15 protein-coding genes and 1 pseudogene are annotated in these 20,144 nt (G+C 72.4%); 8 read left to right on the plus strand and 8 right to left on the minus strand.

The annotated features are described in order from the left end of the window. Nucleotides 1-62: 62 nt before the first annotated feature. The 4 genes from OYE22_RS17505 to OYE22_RS17520 all read left to right on the plus strand — a co-directional run bounded on the left by OYE22_RS17505 (nucleotide 63) and on the right by OYE22_RS17520 (nucleotide 3,221). Nucleotides 63-422, plus strand: a complete 360-nt coding sequence (locus tag OYE22_RS17505; protein WP_277324180.1) for an AraC family transcriptional regulator — start codon at nucleotides 63-65, stop codon at nucleotides 420-422. Between the two features lie 71 nt (nucleotides 423-493). Further along, nucleotides 494-904, plus strand: a complete 411-nt coding sequence (locus OYE22_RS17510; protein WP_277321282.1) for a VOC family protein — start codon at nucleotides 494-496, stop codon at nucleotides 902-904. Nucleotides 905-1,381: 477 nt separating this feature from the next. After that, entirely contained in the window at nucleotides 1,382-2,365 is a 984-nt protein-coding gene (locus OYE22_RS17515; RefSeq protein ID WP_277321283.1) for an NUDIX hydrolase, read from the plus strand. 25 nt (nucleotides 2,366-2,390) lie between these two features. Beyond that, nucleotides 2,391-3,221 (plus strand): MBL fold metallo-hydrolase, encoded by an 831-nt coding sequence (locus tag OYE22_RS17520; protein ID WP_277321284.1) that lies wholly within the window; start codon nucleotides 2,391-2,393, stop codon nucleotides 3,219-3,221. A gap of 439 nt (nucleotides 3,222-3,660) precedes the next feature. Here OYE22_RS17520 and OYE22_RS17525 read toward each other — a convergent pair whose 3' ends face one another. Further along, nucleotides 3,661-4,335, minus strand: coding sequence for a Crp/Fnr family transcriptional regulator (locus OYE22_RS17525; RefSeq protein ID WP_030027155.1), 675 nt, complete (start codon nucleotides 4,333-4,335; stop codon nucleotides 3,661-3,663). Between the two features lie 274 nt (nucleotides 4,336-4,609). On the opposite strand from OYE22_RS17525, the gene nth reads away from it, so the two are divergent. The 3 genes from nth (at nucleotide 4,610) to OYE22_RS17540 (ending at nucleotide 7,797) form a co-directional block, all read left to right on the plus strand. Then, on the plus strand, nucleotides 4,610-5,434 hold the full coding sequence (gene nth, locus OYE22_RS17530; RefSeq protein WP_277321285.1) for an endonuclease III: 825 nt from the start codon (nucleotides 4,610-4,612) through the stop codon (nucleotides 5,432-5,434). 206 nt (nucleotides 5,435-5,640) lie between these two features. Next, nucleotides 5,641-6,585, plus strand: coding sequence for a CoA pyrophosphatase (locus tag OYE22_RS17535; RefSeq protein ID WP_277321286.1), 945 nt, complete (start codon nucleotides 5,641-5,643; stop codon nucleotides 6,583-6,585). Between the two features lie 12 nt (nucleotides 6,586-6,597). Next, on the plus strand, nucleotides 6,598-7,797 hold the full coding sequence (locus OYE22_RS17540) for a MarP family serine protease (RefSeq protein ID WP_277321287.1): 1,200 nt from the start codon (nucleotides 6,598-6,600) through the stop codon (nucleotides 7,795-7,797). 491 nt (nucleotides 7,798-8,288) lie between these two features. Here the strand turns inward: OYE22_RS17540 and OYE22_RS17545 are convergent, their stop codons facing one another. The 6 genes and pseudogenes from OYE22_RS17545 to OYE22_RS17570 form a co-directional block, all read right to left on the minus strand. Continuing rightward, nucleotides 8,289-8,474, minus strand: coding sequence for a hypothetical protein (locus OYE22_RS17545; RefSeq protein WP_277321288.1), 186 nt, complete (start codon nucleotides 8,472-8,474; stop codon nucleotides 8,289-8,291). A 437-nt stretch (nucleotides 8,475-8,911) separates the two neighbouring features. Next, the gene (locus OYE22_RS17550) at nucleotides 8,912-9,847 is read right to left on the minus strand and encodes an alpha/beta hydrolase (protein ID WP_277321289.1); all 936 of its coding nucleotides are present in this window, start codon (nucleotides 9,845-9,847) and stop codon (nucleotides 8,912-8,914) included. Further along, nucleotides 9,844-10,308, minus strand: a complete 465-nt coding sequence (locus OYE22_RS17555) for a phage holin family protein (protein WP_277321290.1) — start codon at nucleotides 10,306-10,308, stop codon at nucleotides 9,844-9,846. Before OYE22_RS17555 ends, OYE22_RS17550 begins: the two co-directional genes overlap by 4 nt. A 102-nt stretch (nucleotides 10,309-10,410) precedes the next feature. Then, entirely contained in the window at nucleotides 10,411-11,805 is a 1,395-nt protein-coding gene (gene nhaA, locus OYE22_RS17560; RefSeq protein ID WP_277321291.1) for a Na+/H+ antiporter NhaA, read from the minus strand. Nucleotides 11,806-12,330: 525 nt separating this feature from the next. Next, complete coding sequence (gene acs / locus OYE22_RS17565) at nucleotides 12,331-14,292, minus strand: acetate--CoA ligase (protein ID WP_277321292.1); 1,962 nt, start codon at nucleotides 14,290-14,292, stop codon at nucleotides 12,331-12,333. 679 nt (nucleotides 14,293-14,971) lie between these two features. Then, nucleotides 14,972-17,239, minus strand: a pseudogene (locus tag OYE22_RS17570) (SulP family inorganic anion transporter); the annotation flags it as partial. A gap of 482 nt (nucleotides 17,240-17,721) precedes the next feature. Between OYE22_RS17570 and OYE22_RS17575 the strand changes: the two are divergent. Then, nucleotides 17,722-19,158, plus strand: coding sequence for a hypothetical protein (locus tag OYE22_RS17575; protein WP_277321293.1), 1,437 nt, complete (start codon nucleotides 17,722-17,724; stop codon nucleotides 19,156-19,158). Here OYE22_RS17575 and OYE22_RS17580 read toward each other — a convergent pair. Continuing rightward, the gene (locus tag OYE22_RS17580; RefSeq protein WP_277321294.1) at nucleotides 19,139-20,128 is read right to left on the minus strand and encodes an ATP-binding protein; all 990 of its coding nucleotides are present in this window, start codon (nucleotides 20,126-20,128) and stop codon (nucleotides 19,139-19,141) included. The two genes, OYE22_RS17575 and OYE22_RS17580, sit on opposite strands and share 20 nt — an antisense overlap. Nucleotides 20,129-20,144: the final 16 nt, after the last annotated feature.

The following is a 20,144-nucleotide window of genomic DNA, read 5'->3' on the forward strand; positions in this document are numbered from 1 at the left end:
GGCGCGCGTGGGCGTGGTGTGATGGCGCCGTGAGCCGCGCCGTAGAAGAGAGCAACCGTCGCATGCTGCGGGCCCGGGACGCGATGGACCGCTCGTACGCCCAGCCCCTGGACGTGCCGACCCTGGCCCGGATCGCACACGTGTCGCCGGCGCACTTCGCGCGCGTCTTCCGGGCCACGTTCGGCGAGACGCCGCACCGCTACCTCCAGCGCCGGCGCGTCGAGCGGGCGATGTTCCTGCTGCGGGAGACCGAGCGCAGCATCACGGACATCTGCTTCGACGTCGGCTTCGGCAGCTCCGGCACCTTCAGCCGTACGTTCCGCGACATCGTCGGCCAGTCGCCGCGGGCGTACCGCAAACAGGCGGCGGCCACCGGCGTGCCGACCTGTTTCACGATGGCCTGGTCGCGGCCGAGCGACTGACGCAGCAGCCGTCCACGGAGTGAGCAGTTTTGGATAAGTTTTCGGCCGCGCCGCTCACTAACGTGATGGACATGTTCAACGCCATCACACATTCGCAGATATACGTTCTCGACCAGGACGAGGCCCTCGACTTCTACGTCGGCAAGCTCGGCCTTGAGGTCGCTGCCGACGTCGACATGGGCTTCATGCGCTGGCTGGCCGTCAGCGTCCCCGGCCACCCGGAGCGCCAGATCCTGCTGGAGAGGCCCGGTGCTCCGGCGATGTCCGAGGAGACGGCGGCGCAGGTGCGCGACCTGGTGACCAAGGGGGCGATGGGCGGATGGCTCATCTTCACCACCGAGGACTGCCGCAAGACGTACGAGACGCTGCTTGGGCGCGGCGTCGAATTCACAGAGGAGCCCACCGAGCGCCCGTACGGCATCGACTGCGGCCTCCGTGACCCGTTCGGCAACCGCATCCGCTTCACCCAGCCGAAGGGCTGAGGGCGCGCGCTCCGGGGCGCTGACCGGGCCGCGTGGTGCGCGGCGGCCCGGGCGCCGGCGCGTCAGCGGGGGCGGCACGCCGTACGCGGTGCGCCAGCGCGGGCTGCCCCTTGGCCCGCCCCGCCACAGCGCCCGGCGCGAGCCCGCCCCACCCGTGTACACCCGGCCCGCCCTGACTGTCACCGGCCCGTCCCTGACTCATCCTGGCCGTCACCGGCCCGTCCCCGACTCGTCCCGACCGTCCCCGGCCCGTCAGCGCCCCCCGTACGCCGGCGCGCCTGTCGCGCCGGCGCGCGGCCGTACCGAAACACCTCCCGCATCACCCGGCGCACTCGGGGCAGGCGCTCGTCCGGGGGTGGGCTCGGTCTCGCCCTCCGCGGCGCCACGGTCGGGTGAACGCGCCCGCGGGGCCCGGCTTCATCCCGCCGTCACGGTTGCCTCTCGAACATCCGTCGACCAGCGCATAGCATCCGGCCCATGTCCACTACGAATGGTCTGGGGCCCAGCACGTCGAAGGCCGTCGCGGAGCCGGGGGCCGGGAACGTGGCACCGAGCGCCGCACAGTGGTACCCGCCGGAGTGGCCCGAGCGCATCCGGGCGCTGGCGAACGGCACGCTGGTGCCCGTCGAGCCGCGGCGGGCGGCGACCGTGTTGCTGCTGCGCGACACGGCGGCCGGCCCCTCGGTCTACATGCTGCGCCGCCGCGCCTCCATGGCCTTCGCCGGGGGCGCGTACGCGTATCCGGGCGGGTCCGTGGACGCGCGGGACGAGGAGCGCGACACCGGGTGGGCCGGCCCCTCGCGCGCGCAGTGGGCGGAGCGGCTCGGGACGGACGAGGGCACGGCGCAGGCCATCGTGTGCGCGGCGGTGCGGGAGACGTTCGAGGAGGCCGGGGTGTTGCTGGCCGGGCCCGACGCGCGGACCGTCGTCGCCGACACGACCGGCGACGACTGGGAGGCGGACCGCGCCGCGCTGGTCGCCCGCGAGCTGTCCTTCGCCGACTTCCTCGCCCGTCGCTCCCTCGTGCTCCGCTCCGACCTGCTCGGCGGCTGGGCACGCTGGATCACCCCGGAGTTCGAGCCGCGCCGCTACGACACCTGGTTCTTCGCCGCCGCGCTCCCCGCGGGCCAGCGCACCCGGAACGCCTCCACGGAGGCCGACCGCACCGTGTGGATCACGCCACGGGAGGCCGCCGCCGGCTACGACCGGGGCGAGCTGCTGATGATGCCGCCGACCATCGCCACGCTGCGCGAACTCGTCCCGCACGCCACGGCCGCCGCCGCGCTCGCCGCCGCGGCCGACCGGGACCTGACGCCGATCCTGGCCCGCGCCACGCTGCGGGACGGCGAGATCGAGCTGAGCTGGCCGGGGCACAAGGAGTTCACCCGGCACGTCACACCCGACACACCGACCACGCCACCCCCTCCCGCCGCCACGGACGGAGCCGGAACCAGCGCATGACCCACGCCACGGACGGAGCCAGCGCATGACCAACGCAGCCGCACTTCCCGGCCAGCCGCGCGGCGGCGCCATCGGCGGCCCGGCCACCGCCCGGGCCCATTGCGTGCTCGCGCCCAACCCGTCGGCCATGACGCTCGACGGCACCAACACCTGGATCGTGGCCGAGCCGGACTCGGACCTCGCCGTCGTCATCGACCCGGGGCCGCTGCACGAGGGGCACCTGGCCAACGTCGTGGCCACCGTCGAACGGGCCGGCCGCCGGGTCGGCCTGACGCTGCTCACGCACGGCCACGCGGACCACGCCGAGGGCGCGTCCCGGTTCGCCGACCTGACCGGCACCCACGTGCGCGCCCTCGACCCGGCACTGCGGCTCGGCGACGAGGGGCTGGCGGGCGGCGACGTGGTCACCACCGGTGGCCTGGAACTGCGCGTCGTGCCCACGCCCGGCCACACCTCGGACTCGCTCTCCTTCCACCTGCCGGCCGACGGCGTGGTGCTCACCGGGGACACGGTGCTCGGCCGCGGCACGACGATGGTGGCCCACCCGGACGGGCGGCTCGGCGAGTACCTCGACTCGCTGCGCCGGCTGCGTTCGATGACCGTGGACGACGGCGTGCACACGGTGCTGCCGGGGCACGGCCCGGTGTTGGCCGACGCGCGGGGCGCGATCGAGTACTACCTGGCGCACCGGGCCAGCCGGCTGGCCCAGGTGGAGACGGCCATCGAGAACGGCCACCGCACCGCGTCCGAGGTCGTCGCGCACGTGTACGCCGACGTCGACCGCTCGCTGTGGCCCGCGGCCGAGCTGTCCGTACGCGCCCAGCTCGAATACCTGGGCGAACGTGACTTGATTTGACCTGTGGGTGTGGTCTGGGCTGGCCCGACCTGGCCGGTCCCCAGGGCTCGCCCCCGGGGCTCGACCCCACCCGCGCGCCCCGTACGCGCGGGCGTGCGGCGGGCGTGCCGGGCCGGCCGCACGCGGGCGCACGGGACGCAGGGACGGCCGTAGCCGGCCTCTCCCGGGCCGCGTACGGGCCGCGTGGGCCGGTTGGTGCGGCTGGGCCGTATGGGGCGGCGGCGCAGACACGCCGGGGCTCGTGAGCCGCGCGGGTGCGCGCCGAGGCGCAGAAGGAGGCGCCGGGGCTCGCGGGGCTACGTCAGGCCGGGCGAGCGGCCTGAGGCAGCGTGAAGTCGCCGGCGCGCCGGTGAGGGGCCCGCGAGCCGGCGTGCGCCAGGGCGGTGCGCCCGGCGCACGGCGGGCGGCCCGAACCAGTCGGGCCGCCCATGGCCCCGGGTCAGCGGCTGCGCTTGGCCAGCCGCTCGACGTCGAGCAGGATCACGGCGCGCGCTTCGAGGCGCAGCCAGCCGCGGCCGGCGAAGTCGGCGAGCGCCTTGTTGACGGTCTCCCGGGAGGCGCCGACGAGCTGGGCCAACTCCTCCTGCGTGAGGTCGTGAACGACGTGGATGCCCTCTTCCGACTGCACGCCAAAGCGCCGCGAGAGGTCGAGCAGTGCCCGGGCCACACGGCCGGGGACATCGGAGAAGACCAGGTCAGACATCTGGTCGTTGGTCTTGCGCAGCCGGCGCGCGACCGCGCGCAGCAGCGCCGTCGCGACCTCGGGCCGGGCGTTGAGCCACGGCTGGAGGTCGCCGTGGCCGAGGCCGAGCAGCTTCACCTCGGTCAGGGCGGTCGCCGTGGCCGTACGCGGGCCGGGGTCGAACAGCGACAGCTCGCCGATCAACTCGCCGGGGCCGAGCACGGCCAGCATGTTCTCGCGGCCGTCGGGCGAGGTGCGGTGCAGCTTCACCTTGCCGTCCGTGACCACGTACAGGCGGTCGCCGGGGTCCCCTTCGTGGAAGAGCGCATCACCCCGCGCGAGGGTGACCTCCCCCATGGAGGCGCGCAGCTCAGCGGCCTGCTCGTCATCGAGCGCCGCGAAGAGCGGGGCGCGCCGCAGAACGTCGTCCACGAGATCTCTCCTTGTCGACATGCACAGGGGACCGTGGTCTCCATGATGCCGGACGGTAAAACAGTGCGATCAATCACAAGTTTGACGCACCGACATCAAGGACCCTACGGCAGGGGTCCGATCGTGCAGTGGTTTTCCGGCGCTCGGGGCGGATGTCGGTGGCTGGCCTTACGCTGGCCGAGTGTCCAATACGCCGGTGAGAGCACAGGGCAAGGGGCCGGGAGGGCCCGCCGACGGAGGCAGGGGGAAGCCACCCGCATCAGGTAGTTCTGCTGTGAGCGAACGCTCTCAGCCGCCCGCCGCGAAAGCCGCCAAGGCCGCGAAACCGGGCAAGCTCGAATCGCGCCTCGCGCTGGTCCGCCGCGCCCGGCGGATCAACCGCGAGCTGGCCGAGATATATCCGTACGCGCATCCGGAGCTGGACTTCGAGAACCCGTTCCAGCTCCTGGTGGCCACGGTGCTCTCGGCCCAGACCACCGACCTGCGGGTGAACCAGACGACGCCGGCCCTCTTCCGCGCCTACCCGACGCCCGAGGACATGGCGGCGGCCGAGCCCGAGGCCCTGGAGCAGCTCATCCGCCCGACCGGCTTCTTCCGGGCCAAGGCGAAGTCGCTGCTCGGCCTGTCCGCCGCGCTGCGGGACCGCTTCGACGGCGAGGTGCCGGGCCGCCTCGAAGACCTGGTGACGCTGCCCGGCGTGGGCCGCAAGACGGCCAACGTCGTGTTGGGCAATGCCTTCGGAGTCCCTGGACTCACTGTGGACACCCACTTCGGACGCCTGGTGCGGCGCTGGAAGTGGACGACGCAGGAGGACCCGGAGAAGGTCGAGGCGGAGGTCGCCGCGCTGTTCCCGAAGAGCGACTGGACGATGCTCTCGCACCGCATCATCTTCCACGGCCGCCGCGTCTGCCACGCGCGCAAGCCCGCGTGCGGCGCCTGCCCGATCGCCCCGCTCTGCCCGTCGTACGGGGAGGGCGAGACCGACCCGGAGAGGGCGCGGAAGCTGCTGAAGTACGAGATGGGCGGCCAGCCGGGCCAGCGGCTGCGGCCTCCCGCCGACTTCCCGGGCCAGCCCGCCCCGCCGCTGGGGGCCGCGTGACGGACGGATCGGGAGACGTGGCGGCCCCCGGCGCGGCCGCCGCGCGCGGTGGGGGCCTCGCGGCCGGCGGCCCGCATCCCGGTGGCTCGAAGGCTGGCGGGCCGGCGCTCGGCGGCGGTCCGGGCGGGGGCGGCTCGGGACCCGGTGGCCCGGCAGGGGGCGTACGCGCCCCGGCGGCCGGGGGAGCGGCCCGGGGCGGCCGGCCGGTGCCCGTCAGCGAGCAGGGGCTGCCCGACTGGCTGCTGCCGGTCGCGCGGGCGGCGCGCACCATAGAACCGCGCCAACTCAGCCGATTTCTGCCACCCGAGAACGGCTCGGGCCGGCAGTCCGCCGTCCTCGTCCTCTTCGGCGAGGGACCGCCCACCGGGCGGGCCACGGCGCGGGGGCGCGGGCCAGCGCCGACCGGTGAGCCGGCGTGGGCTCCCGCGCCCGCAGACGCGCCGGACCAGGGCGCGGCGACCGCGGAGGCAGGGGCGGCCGGCGGGCCCGCGCACGGCGCGTACGCCGGCGCGCGTCACCCCGAAGCCGGAGGCACCTCGGTACGCGACGGCGACTCGGCACGCGACGGCGCTCGCGAACCCGAACGCGCCCGCGAGGCCGCCGTCTCCGCACCCGTCCCCAGCCCTCCGTTCGTGGGCCCGGGCGGCCCCGAACTCCTCCTCATGGAGCGCGCCGGCACCCTGCGCTCCCACGCGGGGCAGCCCTCCTTCCCCGGCGGGGCGCTCGATCCGGAGGACGGCGATCCGGCGGGGGACGGGCCGTTGCGCGCGGCGCTGCGCGAGGCGGAGGAGGAGACCGGCCTCGACCCGTCAGGCGTGCAGCTCTTCGGCGTGCTGCCGCGGCTGTACATCCCGGTCAGCGAGTTCGTCGTGACCCCGGTCCTCGGTTGGTGGCGCCGGCCGAGCCCGGTCGCGCCGGTGGACCCGGCCGAGACCGCGAGGGTGTTCACGGTGCCGGTGGCCGAGCTGACGGACCCGGCCAACCGCGCCGTCGCCGTGCACCCCAGCGGTCACCGGGGGCCCGCCTTCCTCGTGGGCGGCGCGCTGGTCTGGGGGTTCACGGCCGGCGTCATCGACCGCATCCTGCACTTCGCTGGCTGGGAACGGCCGTGGGACAGGGAACGCCACGTCCCGCTCGACTGGCGTGCGTGAGACGGTGACTTCGTGAACGTGCTGGACATCCTGCTGCTGGTCGCCGCCGCGTGGTTCGCCGTCATCGGCTACCGCCAGGGCTTCGTCGTCGGCGTGCTGTCGGTCACCGGGTTCCTTGGCGGCGGCCTGGTCGCCCTGTACCTGCTGCCGGTCATATGGGACCGGACCACCGACAAGGCATCGCCGGGCTCGTTCGGCGCGATCTCCGCGGTCGTCATCGTGATCGTGTGCGCCAGCGTCGGCCAGGCGTGCACCACCCACCTGGGCAACAAGCTGCGCCGGCACATCACCTGGTCACCGGCGCGCGCCATCGACGCCACCGGTGGGGCGCTGGTCAACGTCATGGCGATGCTGCTGGTCGCCTGGCTGATCGGTTCCGCCATCGCCGGCAGCTCGCTGCCCACACTGGGCAAGGAGGTCCGCAACTCCAAGGTGCTGCTCGGCGTGGCCCGCGTCGTACCCGAGGAGGCCAACACCTGGTTCGACGACTTCGGTTCGGTACTGGCGGAGAACCGTTTTCCGCAGGTGTTCTCGCCGTTCGCGGAGGAACCGATCACCTCCGTGCCGGCCCCCGACCCCAAGCTCGCCAACAGCCCCGCCGTGGAGCGCGCCCGGCAGAGCATCGTCAAGGTGGTCGGCACCGCGTCGAGCTGCGGCAAGGTCCTGGAGGGCACGGGCTTCGTCTACGCGCCGCACCGCGTGATGACCAACGCCCACGTCGTCGGCGGCGTCGACGAGCCCACCGTGCAGATCGGCGGGGAGGGCAGGCTGTATGACGCGGAGGTCGTGCTCTACGACTGGAAGCGCGACATCGCCGTACTGGACGTCCCCGCGCTGCGCGCCCCCGCCCTGCGGTTCGCGGAGGGCGACGCGGGCAGCGGCGACGGCGCGATCGTGGCGGGCTTCCCGGAGAACGGCGACTTCAACGTGCAGGCGGCTCGCGTCCGCGGCCGCATCGAGGCCGACGGCCCGGACATCTACCACCGCGGCACGGTCCACCGCGACGTCTACTCCCTCTACACCACCGTCCGCCAGGGCAACTCGGGCGGCCCTCTGCTGACCCCCGAGGGCCGCGTCTACGGCGTCGTCTTCGCGCGCTCCCTCGACGACGCCAACACGGGCTACGCGCTGACCGCCAGCGAGGTCCAGGAGAACATCACCGAAGGCCGCACGGCCGACGACCAGGTGGACACCCAGGGCTGCGCCATGTGAGCGGGCGCGTAGGGGAGCGGAACAGGCGAACCGCCCCGCTTCCCTACGCGCCCGCGCGCGTTCTGCTGAGGCTTGCGCAACCAGCACGCCCGCGCCGCCACGCCCGCGCCACCAGTACGCCCGCGCCAGCGCGCGCTCCAAGGCAGCGGCACCCGCGCGGCCCTGGGCGCGCGGCGACCCACGTGGGCGCGAGCGCCGGCGCACACCGGCTAACCGGAGGCGCCCACGCCGCGCGCACACGCGGTACGTCAGCGGTGTGTCCGCAGTGCGCTGAGGGCGAGCGGCGGGTACGAACGGGCCCGGCACGGCGGAGAACGGTCCCTGGCAGGGCCGTGTCACGCGGCGCGCGGCACTCGACGGGCCGGGCTTCGCACGCGGCCCCTCATCGCTCCGGGAACACGCTGACCGCCTGGCGCGCGGTACGGGAAACCGGGGAACCGACGGGAGGAGTCCGCCGCACGGGGTGGGCGCTCCGCTCGCCGGAAGTGCTGCTATCGGCTACGCGGATGGCGCAACCGCGCCGACACCCACCGGGCGCGGCGCCGGATGATGCGGGGAATGCCGATACGAGGATCATGGCCCGGTGCTTGCCCGGGGCCGCCCCGCTCGGAGACGGTTAGCGCGGCGTCGAGGCCGCGATCGTTCGCTGCGTCACGGTAGTCGTGCGTCCAGCCCATACCTGGGACTCTGCCCCTGGCCCAAGGTCCGTAATCACCTGTAGGTCCGTCAATTGGCCTATGCGACAGGCAAGCGGAAGCCCCAGGTACGCGGGGTTGGACCGCTCCGGCAAGCCGCCGAACGCGCCGGCGCACTCCGGGGCCTCGCACACCCGCGAGCGGCGTACGACAGCGACGGCGAGCCACGTGCCGGGGGCGGCGGCCAGCGCACGCGCCGGTGGCGGTGGCGAGCGTACGCGCCGGCGGCGTCGTACGGCAACGCCACCCGGCCCCGCCGGGCGCCGGCTTGGGCGCGGCGCACCCGAGGGCCTGGGCGGACGGGAAGGGCGTACCGGACGCCGGGCGCCGGCGCGCGCGACGCGGCCCGCCGCTCGACGGCGACCGCTCCGCTCCGGTGGCGTACCCATCGTCGTACGGGCCGCGCCCCGCCTGCCGCGTCAGCGGTCGGGCTCGGGGTCCCGCAACCAGTTGATCAGTTCCGTGGAGAACGCGATCGGGTCCTCCTCGGGAGGGAAGTGGCCCAACCCGTCGAAGAGGCGCCACCGGTACGGCGCCTCCACGTACTCGCCGGACCCCGCCGCGCTGCGCACCCGCGTCACCGGGTCGAGCGAGCCGTGCAGGTGCAGCGTCGGCACCCGCACCGGGCGCTTCATCCGACGGTAGAACTGCACGCCGTCCGGGCGCGCGAGCGAGCGCACCAGCCACCGGTAGGGCTCGACGGAGCAGTGCGCGGTGGAGGGGATGCGCATCGCCTGTCGGTAGACCTCCACGGCCTCCTCGTCAAGCGGCCGCGGCCCGGACCAGTCCGTGACCAACCGTCCGACCAGCGCGGCGTCGTCCGCGACGAGTTGCCGCTCGGGCAGCCACGGGCGCTGGAAGCTCCACACGTGGCCGCTGGCCCGGCTCTGCTTGACGTCGCGGAGCATGGCAGAACGCCAGCGGCGCGGATGCGGCGCCGAGCACACGGCCAACCGGCGCACCAACTTGGGCCGCATCACCGCCGCTGTCCACGCCAGGTAGCCGCCGAGATCGTGCCCGACGAGCGCGGCGTCCGGCTCGCCGAGAGAGCGGATCACCCCGGTGACGTCGAGCGCGAGGTTGGCCGGGTCGTACCCGCGGGGCGTACGGTCGCTGCCGCCCACCCCGCGCAGGTCCATCGCCACCGCGCGGAACCCGGCCTCGGCGAGCCGTGGCAACTGGTGCCGCCACGCCCACCAGAACTGCGGGAAGCCGTGCAGCAGCAGAACCAGCGGCCCTTCGCCCATCTCGGCGATGTGAAACCTGGCGCCGTTCGCCGCGACGTCCCGGTGTGTCCACGGGCCGTCGGGGCGTACGACGGAGGCGAGCCGAGCAGGGGGTTCAGGAGCCGTCATGCAGTCGAGCGTGTCACAACATGGGCGCCCGAGGGGACGACCTCGCCCGGCGTGCGGGGGTGGGGCTTGACGTTGCCCAGCACGGCGGCGGTCTCCTTGGCCGAAGCGATGGACTTCTGCGGCGGCTTGACCTTCTTGAACTTCGCCAGCGCCAGCAGCCCGAGCACGATCGCGAGGAGCCAGTACAGGCCGCCCACGATCAGGAAGCACCAGGCCAGGCCCAGGTCGGTCCAGGCGTGGAAGCCGTACGCGAGGGCGAAGCTGAGCACCGGCAGCGAGAACAGCAGCAGGACACCGGCCACGATGCCCGCGGTGCTGCCCATCACGACGCGCTTGACGTCCTGCCGCAACTCGGCCTTGGCCAGCGCGATCTCGTCGTGCACCAACGCGGACAGCTCACTGGTGGCCGTGGACACCAATTGCCCGAGGCTACGGTTTCCGCCCTCGTCGGCTGCGCTCATCGCCTGTCTCCCTCGTTCCTCTGGCTGCCGGCCCCGCGGGGGCCGCGTACGGACGTACTACGGAGCTTCTACCGGCCTGGCGCGGATCTGAAGCCTCTTAGATCATGCCGGACCGTCGCCGTCGGTGCTCTGCGATGCCGCGGCGGCCTCCGCCAGTCTGCGGTGTTCGGCGGCCTTCTCCTCGTAGATCGCCGCCATTCGCAGGTGGTAGTCAGGCCGGTCGAGTTCGTAGATGTCCGGAACGCCGTCCTGATCCTCGTCGCGCTCCTCCTCTTCGTACAACTTCTTGTACTTGTTGTTACGCAGCTTGAGCAGCACGCTGGCGAAGACCGCGGCCAGCACCGAGCCGATCAGGACCGCCGCCTTCACCTCGTCGGCCAGCAGCGGGTCGTCGGTGAAGGCCAGCTCGCCGATGAGCAGCGAGACGGTGAAGCCGATGCCCGCGAGCGAGGCGACGGCCAGCACGTCGGCCCAGGCCAGTTCGTCGTTCAGCTCCGCCTTGGTGAACCGCGCGGCCAGCCACGAACCGCCGAAGACCCCTATGGTCTTGCCGATCACCAGGCCGAGCACCACGCCCAGCGTCTCCGGCTTGGTGAACACGTCAGCCACCGCGCCGCCCGAGATGGAGACGCCCGCCGCGAACAGCGCGAACAGCGGCACCGCCAGCCCCGCCGACACCGGCCGCACCAGGTGCTCGATGCGCTCGCCGGGGGAGTGCTCCTCGCCCTCGCGCACGGTGCACCGCAGCATCAGACCCATGGCCACGCCGGCGACCGTCGCGTGCACGCCGCTGGCGTGCATGAACGCCCAGACCACCACGGCCAGCGGCAGGTACACGTACCAGCCGCGCACCCCCAGTCGGAGCAGCCCCCAGAAGACGGCGAGCCCGACGAAGGAGAGCACGAGCGCGACCACGTTGATGTCGGTCGTGAAGAAGACCGCGATGATCAGGATGGCGAACAGGTCGTCAACGACGGCCAGGGTGAGCAGGAACGCGCGCAACGAGGCGGGCAGCGCGGTCCCGATCACGGCGAGTACGGCCAGCGCGAACGCGATGTCCGTCGCCGTCGGCACCGCCCAGCCGTCCATGCTGCCGCCACCGCTGAGGGAGACCACGGTGTAGACGAGCGCGGGCACCGCCATGCCACACACGGCCGCGATCACCGGCAGCGCGGCGGCCTTGGGGTCGCGCAACTCGCCGGCCACGAGTTCGCGCTTGAGCTCGATGCCGGCGACGAAGAAGAAGATGGTGAGGAGACCGTCCTGGGCCCACGCGCCGATGCTCAGGTGCAGGTGGAGGGATTCGGGCCCGAACGAGAAGTCCCGGACATCGTTGTACGTGTCACCGAGCGGCGTGTTGGTCAGCAGCAGGGCCGCCACCGCGGCGACGAGCAGCAGTACGCCGCCCACCGTCTCCGTGCGGAGGGCTTCCGCGACGTAGTTCCGCTCGGGGAGGGAGAGTCGTCCAAGGAACTTGCGGTTACCGGGCGTGGCCACGACGGGCTGACCTCCAGGAGCGGGGCGACTGCGGATACACCTGTGGTGTATGCCGACCAGACTTCCCGGCGCACCCTGTAACTTTGTCGCCAAATTTACGCGACGGCCCCCAGCTTAACCGGAACGGCCGATCCGCGCTCCGGTCGCGCAGCCGCGATTTTCCCCGGGTGCGTCCACCTCGACGCCGCTGAGCTGCGCTTTTCCGCCGCTGCGGGCATCCGCGACGCGGGCTCCTGTCGCTGTGGGCTCCTGTCGCCGTGGGGCCGCCTGGCGGGAGGTGCGGGGAGCGGCGTGCGGCCCGGCGCGGTCCGTGCGGGACGGGTCGCGGGGCGGGCGACTGCGGGTGTGGGCCGGCCCCTCGGGGCGAGTGTGGCGCTGTGGGCGTGCGGGCCAGCCGTGGGTGCCGCGGCCGGCCCGAGCTGGCTGGGCTGCGGATCGGTCACCGACGCGCCGGGCCGGTGGCCGGCCCGGCGCGTCCCCGTCTTCCGGGTGGTGTGCTGCCTACTCCCGCTCTCAGCCCCGCGCTCAGTCCTCGCTGGCGGCGCCCGGGAGCTGCGACTGGATCAGGTCCATGACCGAGGAGTCGGTCAGCGTGGTGACGTCGCCGAGGTCGCGGTTCTCCGCGACGTCCCGCAGCAGTCGCCGCATGATCTTCCCGGAGCGCGTCTTGGGCAGCTCGGCGACCGGGAGAATGCGCTTCGGCTTGGCGATGGGGCCCAGGGCCTTGGCGACGTGCGCCCGCAGCTCGTCGACGAGGCCCTCGTCCTCCGCCACCCCGCCGCGAAGGATCACGAAGGCGCAGATGGCCTGCGTGGTCTGCGGGTCAGCCGCGCCGACCACCGCCGCCTCGGCGACCTTGGGGTGCGAGACGAGCGCCGACTCCACCTCGGTGGTGGAGATGTTGTGCCCGGAGACGAGCATGACGTCGTCCACCCGGCCGAGCAGCCAGATGTCGCCGTCCTCGTCCTTCTTCGCGCCGTCGCCCGCGAAGTACCGGTTCTCGAAGCGGGACCAGTAGGTGTCCAGGTAGCGCTGGTCGTCACCCCAGATCGTGCGGAGCATCGACGGCCACGGCTCGGTCAGCACCAGGTACCCGCCGGACCCGTTCGGCACCTCGTTCGCGTCGTCGTCGACGACGGTGGCCGCGATACCGGGCAGTGGAACCTGTGCCGAACCCGGCTTCGTGGCGGTCACACCCGGCAGGGGGCTGATCATCATGCCGCCGGTCTCGGTCTGCCACCAGGTGTCCACGATCGGCGCCCGGTCCCCGCCGATGTGCTTGCGGTACCACATCCATGCCTCGGGGTTGATCGGCTCACCGACCGACCCGAGGATGCGCAGCGACGACAGGTCGTACTTCGCCGGAATGTCGTCGCCCCACTTCATGCAGGCGCGAATCGCCGTCGGGGCGGTGTAGAGGATGGACACCCCGTACTTCTGCACGATCTCCCACCAGCGTCCCTGGTGCGGCGAGTCCGGCGTGCCCTCGTACAGCACCTCCGTGGCGCCGTTGGAGAGCGGCCCGTAGACGATGTACGAGTGGCCGGTCACCCAGCCGACGTCCGCCGTGCACCAGAAGACGTCCGACTCCGGCTTGAGGTCGAACACCGCGCTGTGCGTGTACGAAATCTGCGTCAGGTAGCCGCCGGTGGTGTGCAGGATGCCCTTCGGCTTACCCGTGGTGCCCGAGGTGTAGAGGATGAAGAGCGGGTGCTCCGCCTCGAACGCCTCGGGGGTGTGCTGGTCGGACTGGCGCCCCATCACGTCGTGCCACCACACGTCGCGGCCCTCGGTCCACGCCGTGTCCTCCCCGGTGCGGCGCACCACGAGGACGCTTCGCACGTTCTCCGTGCCCGGGCGGGTCAGCGCCTCGTCCACGGCGGGCTTGAGGGCCGACGGCTTGCCGCGGCGGTAGCCGCCGTCGGCGGTGATCACGACGCGGGCGTCCGCGTCGTTGATGCGCGTGGCCAGCGCGTCCGCCGAGAATCCGCCGAACACCAGCGAGTGCGGCGCGCCGATGCGCGCGCACGCCAGCATCGAGATCACGGCCTCGGGGATCATCGGCAGGTAGATGGCCACCCGGTCCCCGGCCGCCACGCCCAGCTCCGTCAGCGCGTTGGCCGCCCGCGACACCTCACGCTGCAACTCCGCGTAGGTGATCGCGCGCGTGTCGCCCGGCTCGCCTTCGAAGTGGATCGCGACGCGGTCCCCGAGCCCGTTCTCCACGTGCCGGTCGACGCAGTTGTATGCGACGTTCAACTTGCCGTCGGCGAACCACTTCGCGAAGGGCGGGTTCGACCAGTCCAGCGTCTGGGTCGGCTCCGTCTCCCAGCTCAGCCGACGGGCCTGCTCGGCCCAGAAGCCCAGCCGATCAGCCTTCGCCTGCTCATACGCCTCCGCGGTGACATTGGCGTTCGCGGCCAGGTCGGCGGGTGGCGCGAAACGCCGCTCCTCACGAAGCAGGTTGGCCAGGCTTTCGTTGCTCACGACTTCTCCCATTCCCAGGGTGCCCGTTGTGTCCCAGCTCATAGCTCATCAGCCTGCGGCACGCTCTGACAAGGGCTGTTGATAAAAATTGGTGTAGACCTTTACCGGGTGACGCCTCATGGCCCCGTGCTTCCGGCCGCTTCCGGGAGTTTTATGGCATGGCTCGGCCCGACTGGTTGTGCGGGCGGCGATCACGGTGTGTGGCCCCGGCTTCGCTGGGAGCAGCCGCCTCGCCCGCGTGCTCCGAACCGGCCGAGCCCACGGTCTCGGAGGTGCGCGGGCCCGAGCCGGGCTCTCGACTGGTCTCCCCGCCCGTCGCCCCGCTCGAGCCCGTGCCCGTCGCCCGAACACCCTGGCCCGAATGGCCTGCCGAGCGGACCGCGCTGCCGGCCGGTTCGGGTACCCGGGCCGCCCCGGAGCCCGCCGCCGAAGGCGTGTGCTCGTGGGGGTGCGTTCGGCCGCCCGCAGGCTCCTCCTGTCGGGAGCCCAGGCACAGCGCGGAGGTCTCCGCCCGCTCCGACCCGCCGGTGTGCGGTGGCCGGGGGCAGGCATGGACGCCGTCCCACTCGCGCTGCTCATCCGGGTGCGGGCCCGCCCCAGGCAGGAGCGCGGCCTCCGGTGCCAGGAGGGCGTCGGGGAGTTGCTCCGCAGGGCCGGCATGCTCGGGAGCTGCCGGGCTCTCCGGTGCGACGGCGGAGAACACTCCGGAGGCGGGGTCCAGGACGTACGCCTGGGCTTCCGCCACGTGGAAGTACATTCCGTGCAGCGCGAGCGTGCCCTCGCGCACTCGGCGGGCCACGCACGCGTGGGCCATCAGGTGCTCAAGCTGCTGCTGCACGTTCACCAGGGCCAGCAGCTCCGTGTCGTCCGCCACCGGGCGTCCGTCGAGGGACACGGTCGGGTGCGTGCTCGCACCGCCGCCGGAGGCCTGCTCGACCTCTCCCTCCTTCACTCGCTCCAGCCGCTCCAGGCTGGGCCCGCCATGACGCAACCAGCGGGAGAGCGGGGTGTCGTCGGCGGGCTTGCCCGCGGAGTCGAGCAGCGCCTGCATGGCTCCGCACCCCGAGTGGCCGCAAACGGTCAGGGAACTGACCTTGAGCACGTCCACCGCGTACTCGATGGCCGCGGCCACCGAGTCACAGGCGCTGTCGTCGTCGGAGGGCGGCGTCAGGTTCCCGACGTTGCGCACGGTGAACAGGTCCCCCGGCCCGCTGGAGGTGATCATGCTGGTGACGAGCCGGGAGTCCGCGCAGGTCAGGAAGAGCTGGCTGGGGCGCTGGCCCTCGCGCGCCAACCGGGCCAACTCCTCGCGGACCAGAGGGGCGGTGTTGCGCTGGAAGGCGCTGACTCCGCCGATGAGCTGACTGCTGCTCGGCTTGTCCCGCCGCGCGGGGGCCAGGGGCCGGGTGCAGTGGTGGTTGCGCCATGGCATCCAGGGCCTACACGGCTGCGCGTGCGCGTGCGCGCTGGCCGGCTCGACCAGGGGGCGACCGGTGCGCCCGCCGAGCTGCACCCAACCGCCGGCCGAACGGTACCCCTGGGCCCAGGACTGGAGGGCGTCGTACGCCGCGTGGTCCATGAACGAGCCGTGCAGCTCGACCACCACGCTGCGGCGTTCCGGCAGTTGGCCCAGCACGCGGCTCAGCCGGGGAACGGCGAGGAAGGTGAGCTGGCCGTTGACGCGCACCCGCAGGCAATCGGTCTCGCCGGTGACCGTGATCTGGGTGCGGGTGAGGCGGCGAAACGCGGTGATGACGGCCACCACCCCACCGACGGCCACCCCCTGGAGTACTCCGAAGAGGACGACCGAGCCCAGGGTCGCCGCGTAGACCGGGAACTCGCGGTGCCGCTGCACGTGCTTGATGTGTGCGAAGTTCACCATCTGGATGCCGACCATCATGACCAGTGCCGCCAGTGCCGCCAGGGGGATGAACTCCAGCGCCGTGGCGAGCAGCCCGGTGCACAGCAGGACCCAGACCCCGTGCAGCACGGTGGAACCCCGACTCGCCGCCCCGGCCCTCACGTTGGCCGAGCCACGCATGGCGCCACCGGCCACCGGTAGGCCGCCGAGGAGACCGGAGGCCATGTTGGCCGCCCCCTGTCCGGCCAGCTCGCGGTCCAGTCGGGTCTGTGTCCCCCGCGTGCCGGGCCGCGCGGCCTGCAACCGATCGACCGCGACGGCGGAGAGCAGGGACTCCATGCTGGCCACCAACGTCACCGTCAGCACGGCGGCGGCCACACCGAGCACCGGGCCGTCCGGCGGCGACGGCAGGCCCTGCAACTGCAGTGAGGGCAGGTCGACGCGGGGGACGGCGAACCCGGCGCTCAGCGCGGTCCCGGCGCCGACCGCGGCCAACGGGCCGGGGACGAGCCGCGCCAGCCGCCCGCCGCGGCCGGGAAGTCGCGGCCAGGACACGAGCACGGCGACCGTCACCGCGCCGACCAGCAACGCCGCGGCGTGCGGGCGGAACAGCTCGGACGCGAGGGCGGTGAGGTTGTCGAGGGTCGAGCCGTGCGGGTTCTCGCCGAGCATGACCCTCAACTGGCCGATGGCGATGACCACGCCGATACCCGCCAGCATCCCGTGCACGATCGCCGGGCTGACCGCGAGCGCCGCGCGGGCGACCCGCAGCGCCCCCAGGGCCATCTGGGCCAGTCCCGCCGCCACGGTGATGGCGCACGTCGCGGACCAGCCGTAGCGCTGGACCAGGTCGGCCGTCACCACGACCAGCCCGGTAGCAGCCCCGCTGACCTGGAGCGGAGCACCGCCGAGCAGCCCCGCCACGATGCCGCCGACGACGGCTGCGATCAGCCCGGCCTGAAGGGGCGCGCCAGTGGCCAACGCCAGCCCGAGTGAGAGGGGGATGGCGATGAGAAAGATGACGATCGAGGCCGCGAGGTCCCTGCGCGCGGAGGCGCGATCGACCTGGCTCCAGAGCTGCAACATTCCCGTCTCCTCCGGGTCTGCGCGGTCGTGGACGAGGCCACGACCGTGGGCACGGCGTACTGCGGTGGGCTGCTGTGGGCTCCGATGGAGCCCGCGTACTGGTGGGCGGTCTTGAGGAAGCCGTGCACCGCTGAGCCAGGACTGCGGAAGGCGGCGGTGCCGGAGCGATGCCCGTGCGCCGGACGACGGGGTGGGTGACCGGCAGCGACTCGGGGATTCGGCCAGACATGGTGCTAAAAGGGGCGAACCCACCGCGAGTGATAACGGTACGTACTTGATCCGTTACTCTCAAGCATCGGTAAACGAATCGTAATGCCAGGTAAAGGCCGCGCGGAAGAGGTTCCGAGCGGCCGCGCCAGTCATTCCACCTATCGAGTGAGTGCCGGTTTAGGAACTCTCCCCGCTTCTTACCTATTAGATGACTTATGAGGTGTTTGCCCGCCTCCCCGTGGGCGCTCAGAAGTCAGGAAGCGAGGCGGCAGATGACGACGGCACGCAAGGCCACGGCGGGGCTGTTCCTGACGGCGATACTCGTCGGGATAGCCGGCTGCTCCGGCGGCTCAGGGGACTCCGACGCGGAGAGCGAGGAGAAGGCGCCGGCGCCCAAGGCCGCGAAGCCCTTGCGCCTGATAGGCGACGGCTCGACCGCGTACACCGGTGCCCAGCCCCGTCAGCCGAACTTCCAGCGACTGCGCGTCGGGCAGCGACCGCCGCAGTTCGTCGTCTTCTCCTGGGACGGCGCTGGCGAGGACAGTCAGCGACTGTTCTCCCGGTTCCGCGAGGTGGGGAAGCGGTACGACGCGACGATGACGTACTTCCTCAGCGGCGTGTACATGCTCCCCGAGGCCAAGAAGGGGCTCTACCGCCCGCCCAAGCACGCGCCCGGCGCCTCGGACATAGGTTTCAACGACACCAAGGGCATCCGGGACACCGCCGCCCAGCTCGCCGGAGCCTGGCGCGACGGCAACGAGATAGGCACGCACTTCAACGGCCACTTCTGCGGCCCCGACAGGGGCGTTGGCACCTGGTCGGTGGATGAGTGGCGCAGTGAGATCCGACAGGCCGAGTCGTTCGTCAAGAACTGGAAGACCAACACCGGCCTTCTCGACGCCCAGCCGCTGCCGTTCGACTACAGCGCGGAACTCGTCGGAGGCCGCGCCCCCTGCCTCGAAGGCCAGCGCAACCTGATACCCGCCGCCCGCTCCATGGGCTTCCGCTACGACGCCAGCGCCTCCGGCGGCCGGCAGGTCTGGCCCACCAAGCAGGGCGGCATCTGGGACTTCCCGCTACAGCAGGTGCCCATGCCGGGACGCGCCTTCGAGACGCTGTCCATGGACTACAACTTCCTGGTCAACCAGTCCGGCACGACCCGCGGAGACCGCGCCAAGCACGCCACCTGGGGCAACCAGATGCGCGACGGACTGTTGGCCGCCTTCGACCGCGCGTACCGCGGCAATCGGGCGCCGCTGCTGGTCGGCAACCACTTCGAGTCATGGAACGGCGGCACGTACATGCGTGCCGTCGAGGAGACCATCAAGAAGGTGTGCCCACGACCGGACGTGCGCTGCGTGTCGTTCAAGCAGCTCGCCGACTGGATGGACGCCCAGGACCCGCGAGTCCTGGAGAAGCTGCGCAAGCTGGACGTAGGCGAGCGGCCGAAGGGCGGCTGGGCCGCGTACCTCAAAGCCAAAACGGCCCCGTCGGCCGTGACCCCGCCGGACGGGCAGCGCCCCGCGAGCGACGTGGCGGCCGAGGGCCGCACCACGGACCAGAGTGCTGGGGCCGCGCGTACGCACGGCGCGCACCCCGCTCCCGGGCGGCCGGGGGCCGCACCGCGCGTCGCTGAGTGGTCGCCCGGAACCGTGTGGCAACCCTTCGGTAGCGGTCTCAAGGGTTGGGTCAGGCCGGCTGCCGGCTAGCGGCGGGTCGTTCGTCCAGGGTGAACGCCGGATCGACCTGGGCCGCCAGGTCCGCGCCGGTCCGCGCGTTCCCCCAGCTCTCCGCGTTCCTGAGGTGGAAGTGGACCATCTGGCGGGTGTAGCGCTCCCAGTCGCGTGAGGCGTACGCGGCGTCCGCGGTCTCGTGGAGGACGCGCAGCGCCTGCCGGTTGGCCGCTTCCAGGGTGTCGAACCTGGGCGGGCGGCCCTTCTCCATCGTTCGCACCCACTCCGAGTGGCCGAAGGTGACGAGCAGGTCCTCGCCGACCTCGTCGCGCAGGAAGGCGAGGTCGTCGGGGCCCTGCACCTTGTTGCCCACCACGCGCAGGGCGACGCCGAAGTCCCGCGCGTACTCCTTGTACTGCCGGTAGACCGCGGTTCCCTTCCTGGTCGGTTCCGCCACGAGGAACGTCATGTCGAAGCGGGTGAACATGCCGGAGGCGAACGAGTCGCTGCCCGCCGTCATGTCCACGACGATGAACTCGTGTCGGCCGTCGACCAGGTGGTTCAGGCACAGCTCCACCGCGCCGACCTTGGAGTGGTAGCAGGCCACGCCGAGGTCGGATTCGGTGAAGGGGCCGGTCGCCATGAGGCGCGCCTCGCCGTCGTCGAGACGGACCGTGCGGGCGCAGGCGTCGAAGACGGGGTTGTCGTCGCCGACCCGCAGCAGCCGCGATCCCGCTCCGGGTGGCGTCGTCTTGATCATGGTCTCGGTCGAGGCGATGCGGGGGTTGGTCCCGCGCAGGTACTCCTTGATGAGCGGGAGTTGGGCGCCCATGGCGGGCGGCGCGGAATCCGCGTGTTCGTCCAGGCCGAGCGCGGCTGCCAGGTGTTGGTTGATGTCCGCGTCGATGGCGATGACGGGGACCCGGGCGGCGGCGAGGTGACGGATGAAGAGCGAGGACAGCGTGGTCTTGCCGCTGCCGCCCTTCCCTACGAAAGCGATCTTCATGTTCACCTAGCGTAGA

The organism is Streptomyces sp. 71268 (assembly GCF_029392895.1).
Lineage (GTDB): Bacteria > Actinomycetota > Actinomycetes > Streptomycetales > Streptomycetaceae > Streptomyces.

Excerpts from the sequence above, each read along its gene's own strand:
- OYE22_RS17505 (WP_277324180.1), top strand. The coding sequence starts at position 63 with ATGCTGCGGGCCCGGGACGCGATGGACCGCTCGTACGCCCAGCCCCTG.
- OYE22_RS17510 (WP_277321282.1), top strand. The coding sequence starts at position 494 with ATGTTCAACGCCATCACACATTCGCAGATATACGTTCTCGACCAGGAC.
- OYE22_RS17515 (WP_277321283.1), top strand. The coding sequence starts at position 1,382 with ATGTCCACTACGAATGGTCTGGGGCCCAGCACGTCGAAGGCCGTCGCG.
- OYE22_RS17520 (WP_277321284.1), top strand. The coding sequence starts at position 2,391 with ATGACCAACGCAGCCGCACTTCCCGGCCAGCCGCGCGGCGGCGCCATC.
- OYE22_RS17545 (WP_277321288.1), bottom strand. The coding sequence starts at position 8,474 with ATGGGCTGGACGCACGACTACCGTGACGCAGCGAACGATCGCGGCCTC.
- OYE22_RS17550 (WP_277321289.1), bottom strand. The coding sequence starts at position 9,847 with ATGACGGCTCCTGAACCCCCTGCTCGGCTCGCCTCCGTCGTACGCCCC.
- OYE22_RS17555 (WP_277321290.1), bottom strand. The coding sequence starts at position 10,308 with ATGAGCGCAGCCGACGAGGGCGGAAACCGTAGCCTCGGGCAATTGGTG.
- OYE22_RS17575 (WP_277321293.1), top strand. The coding sequence starts at position 17,722 with ATGACGACGGCACGCAAGGCCACGGCGGGGCTGTTCCTGACGGCGATA.
- OYE22_RS17580 (WP_277321294.1), bottom strand. The coding sequence starts at position 20,128 with ATGAAGATCGCTTTCGTAGGGAAGGGCGGCAGCGGCAAGACCACGCTG.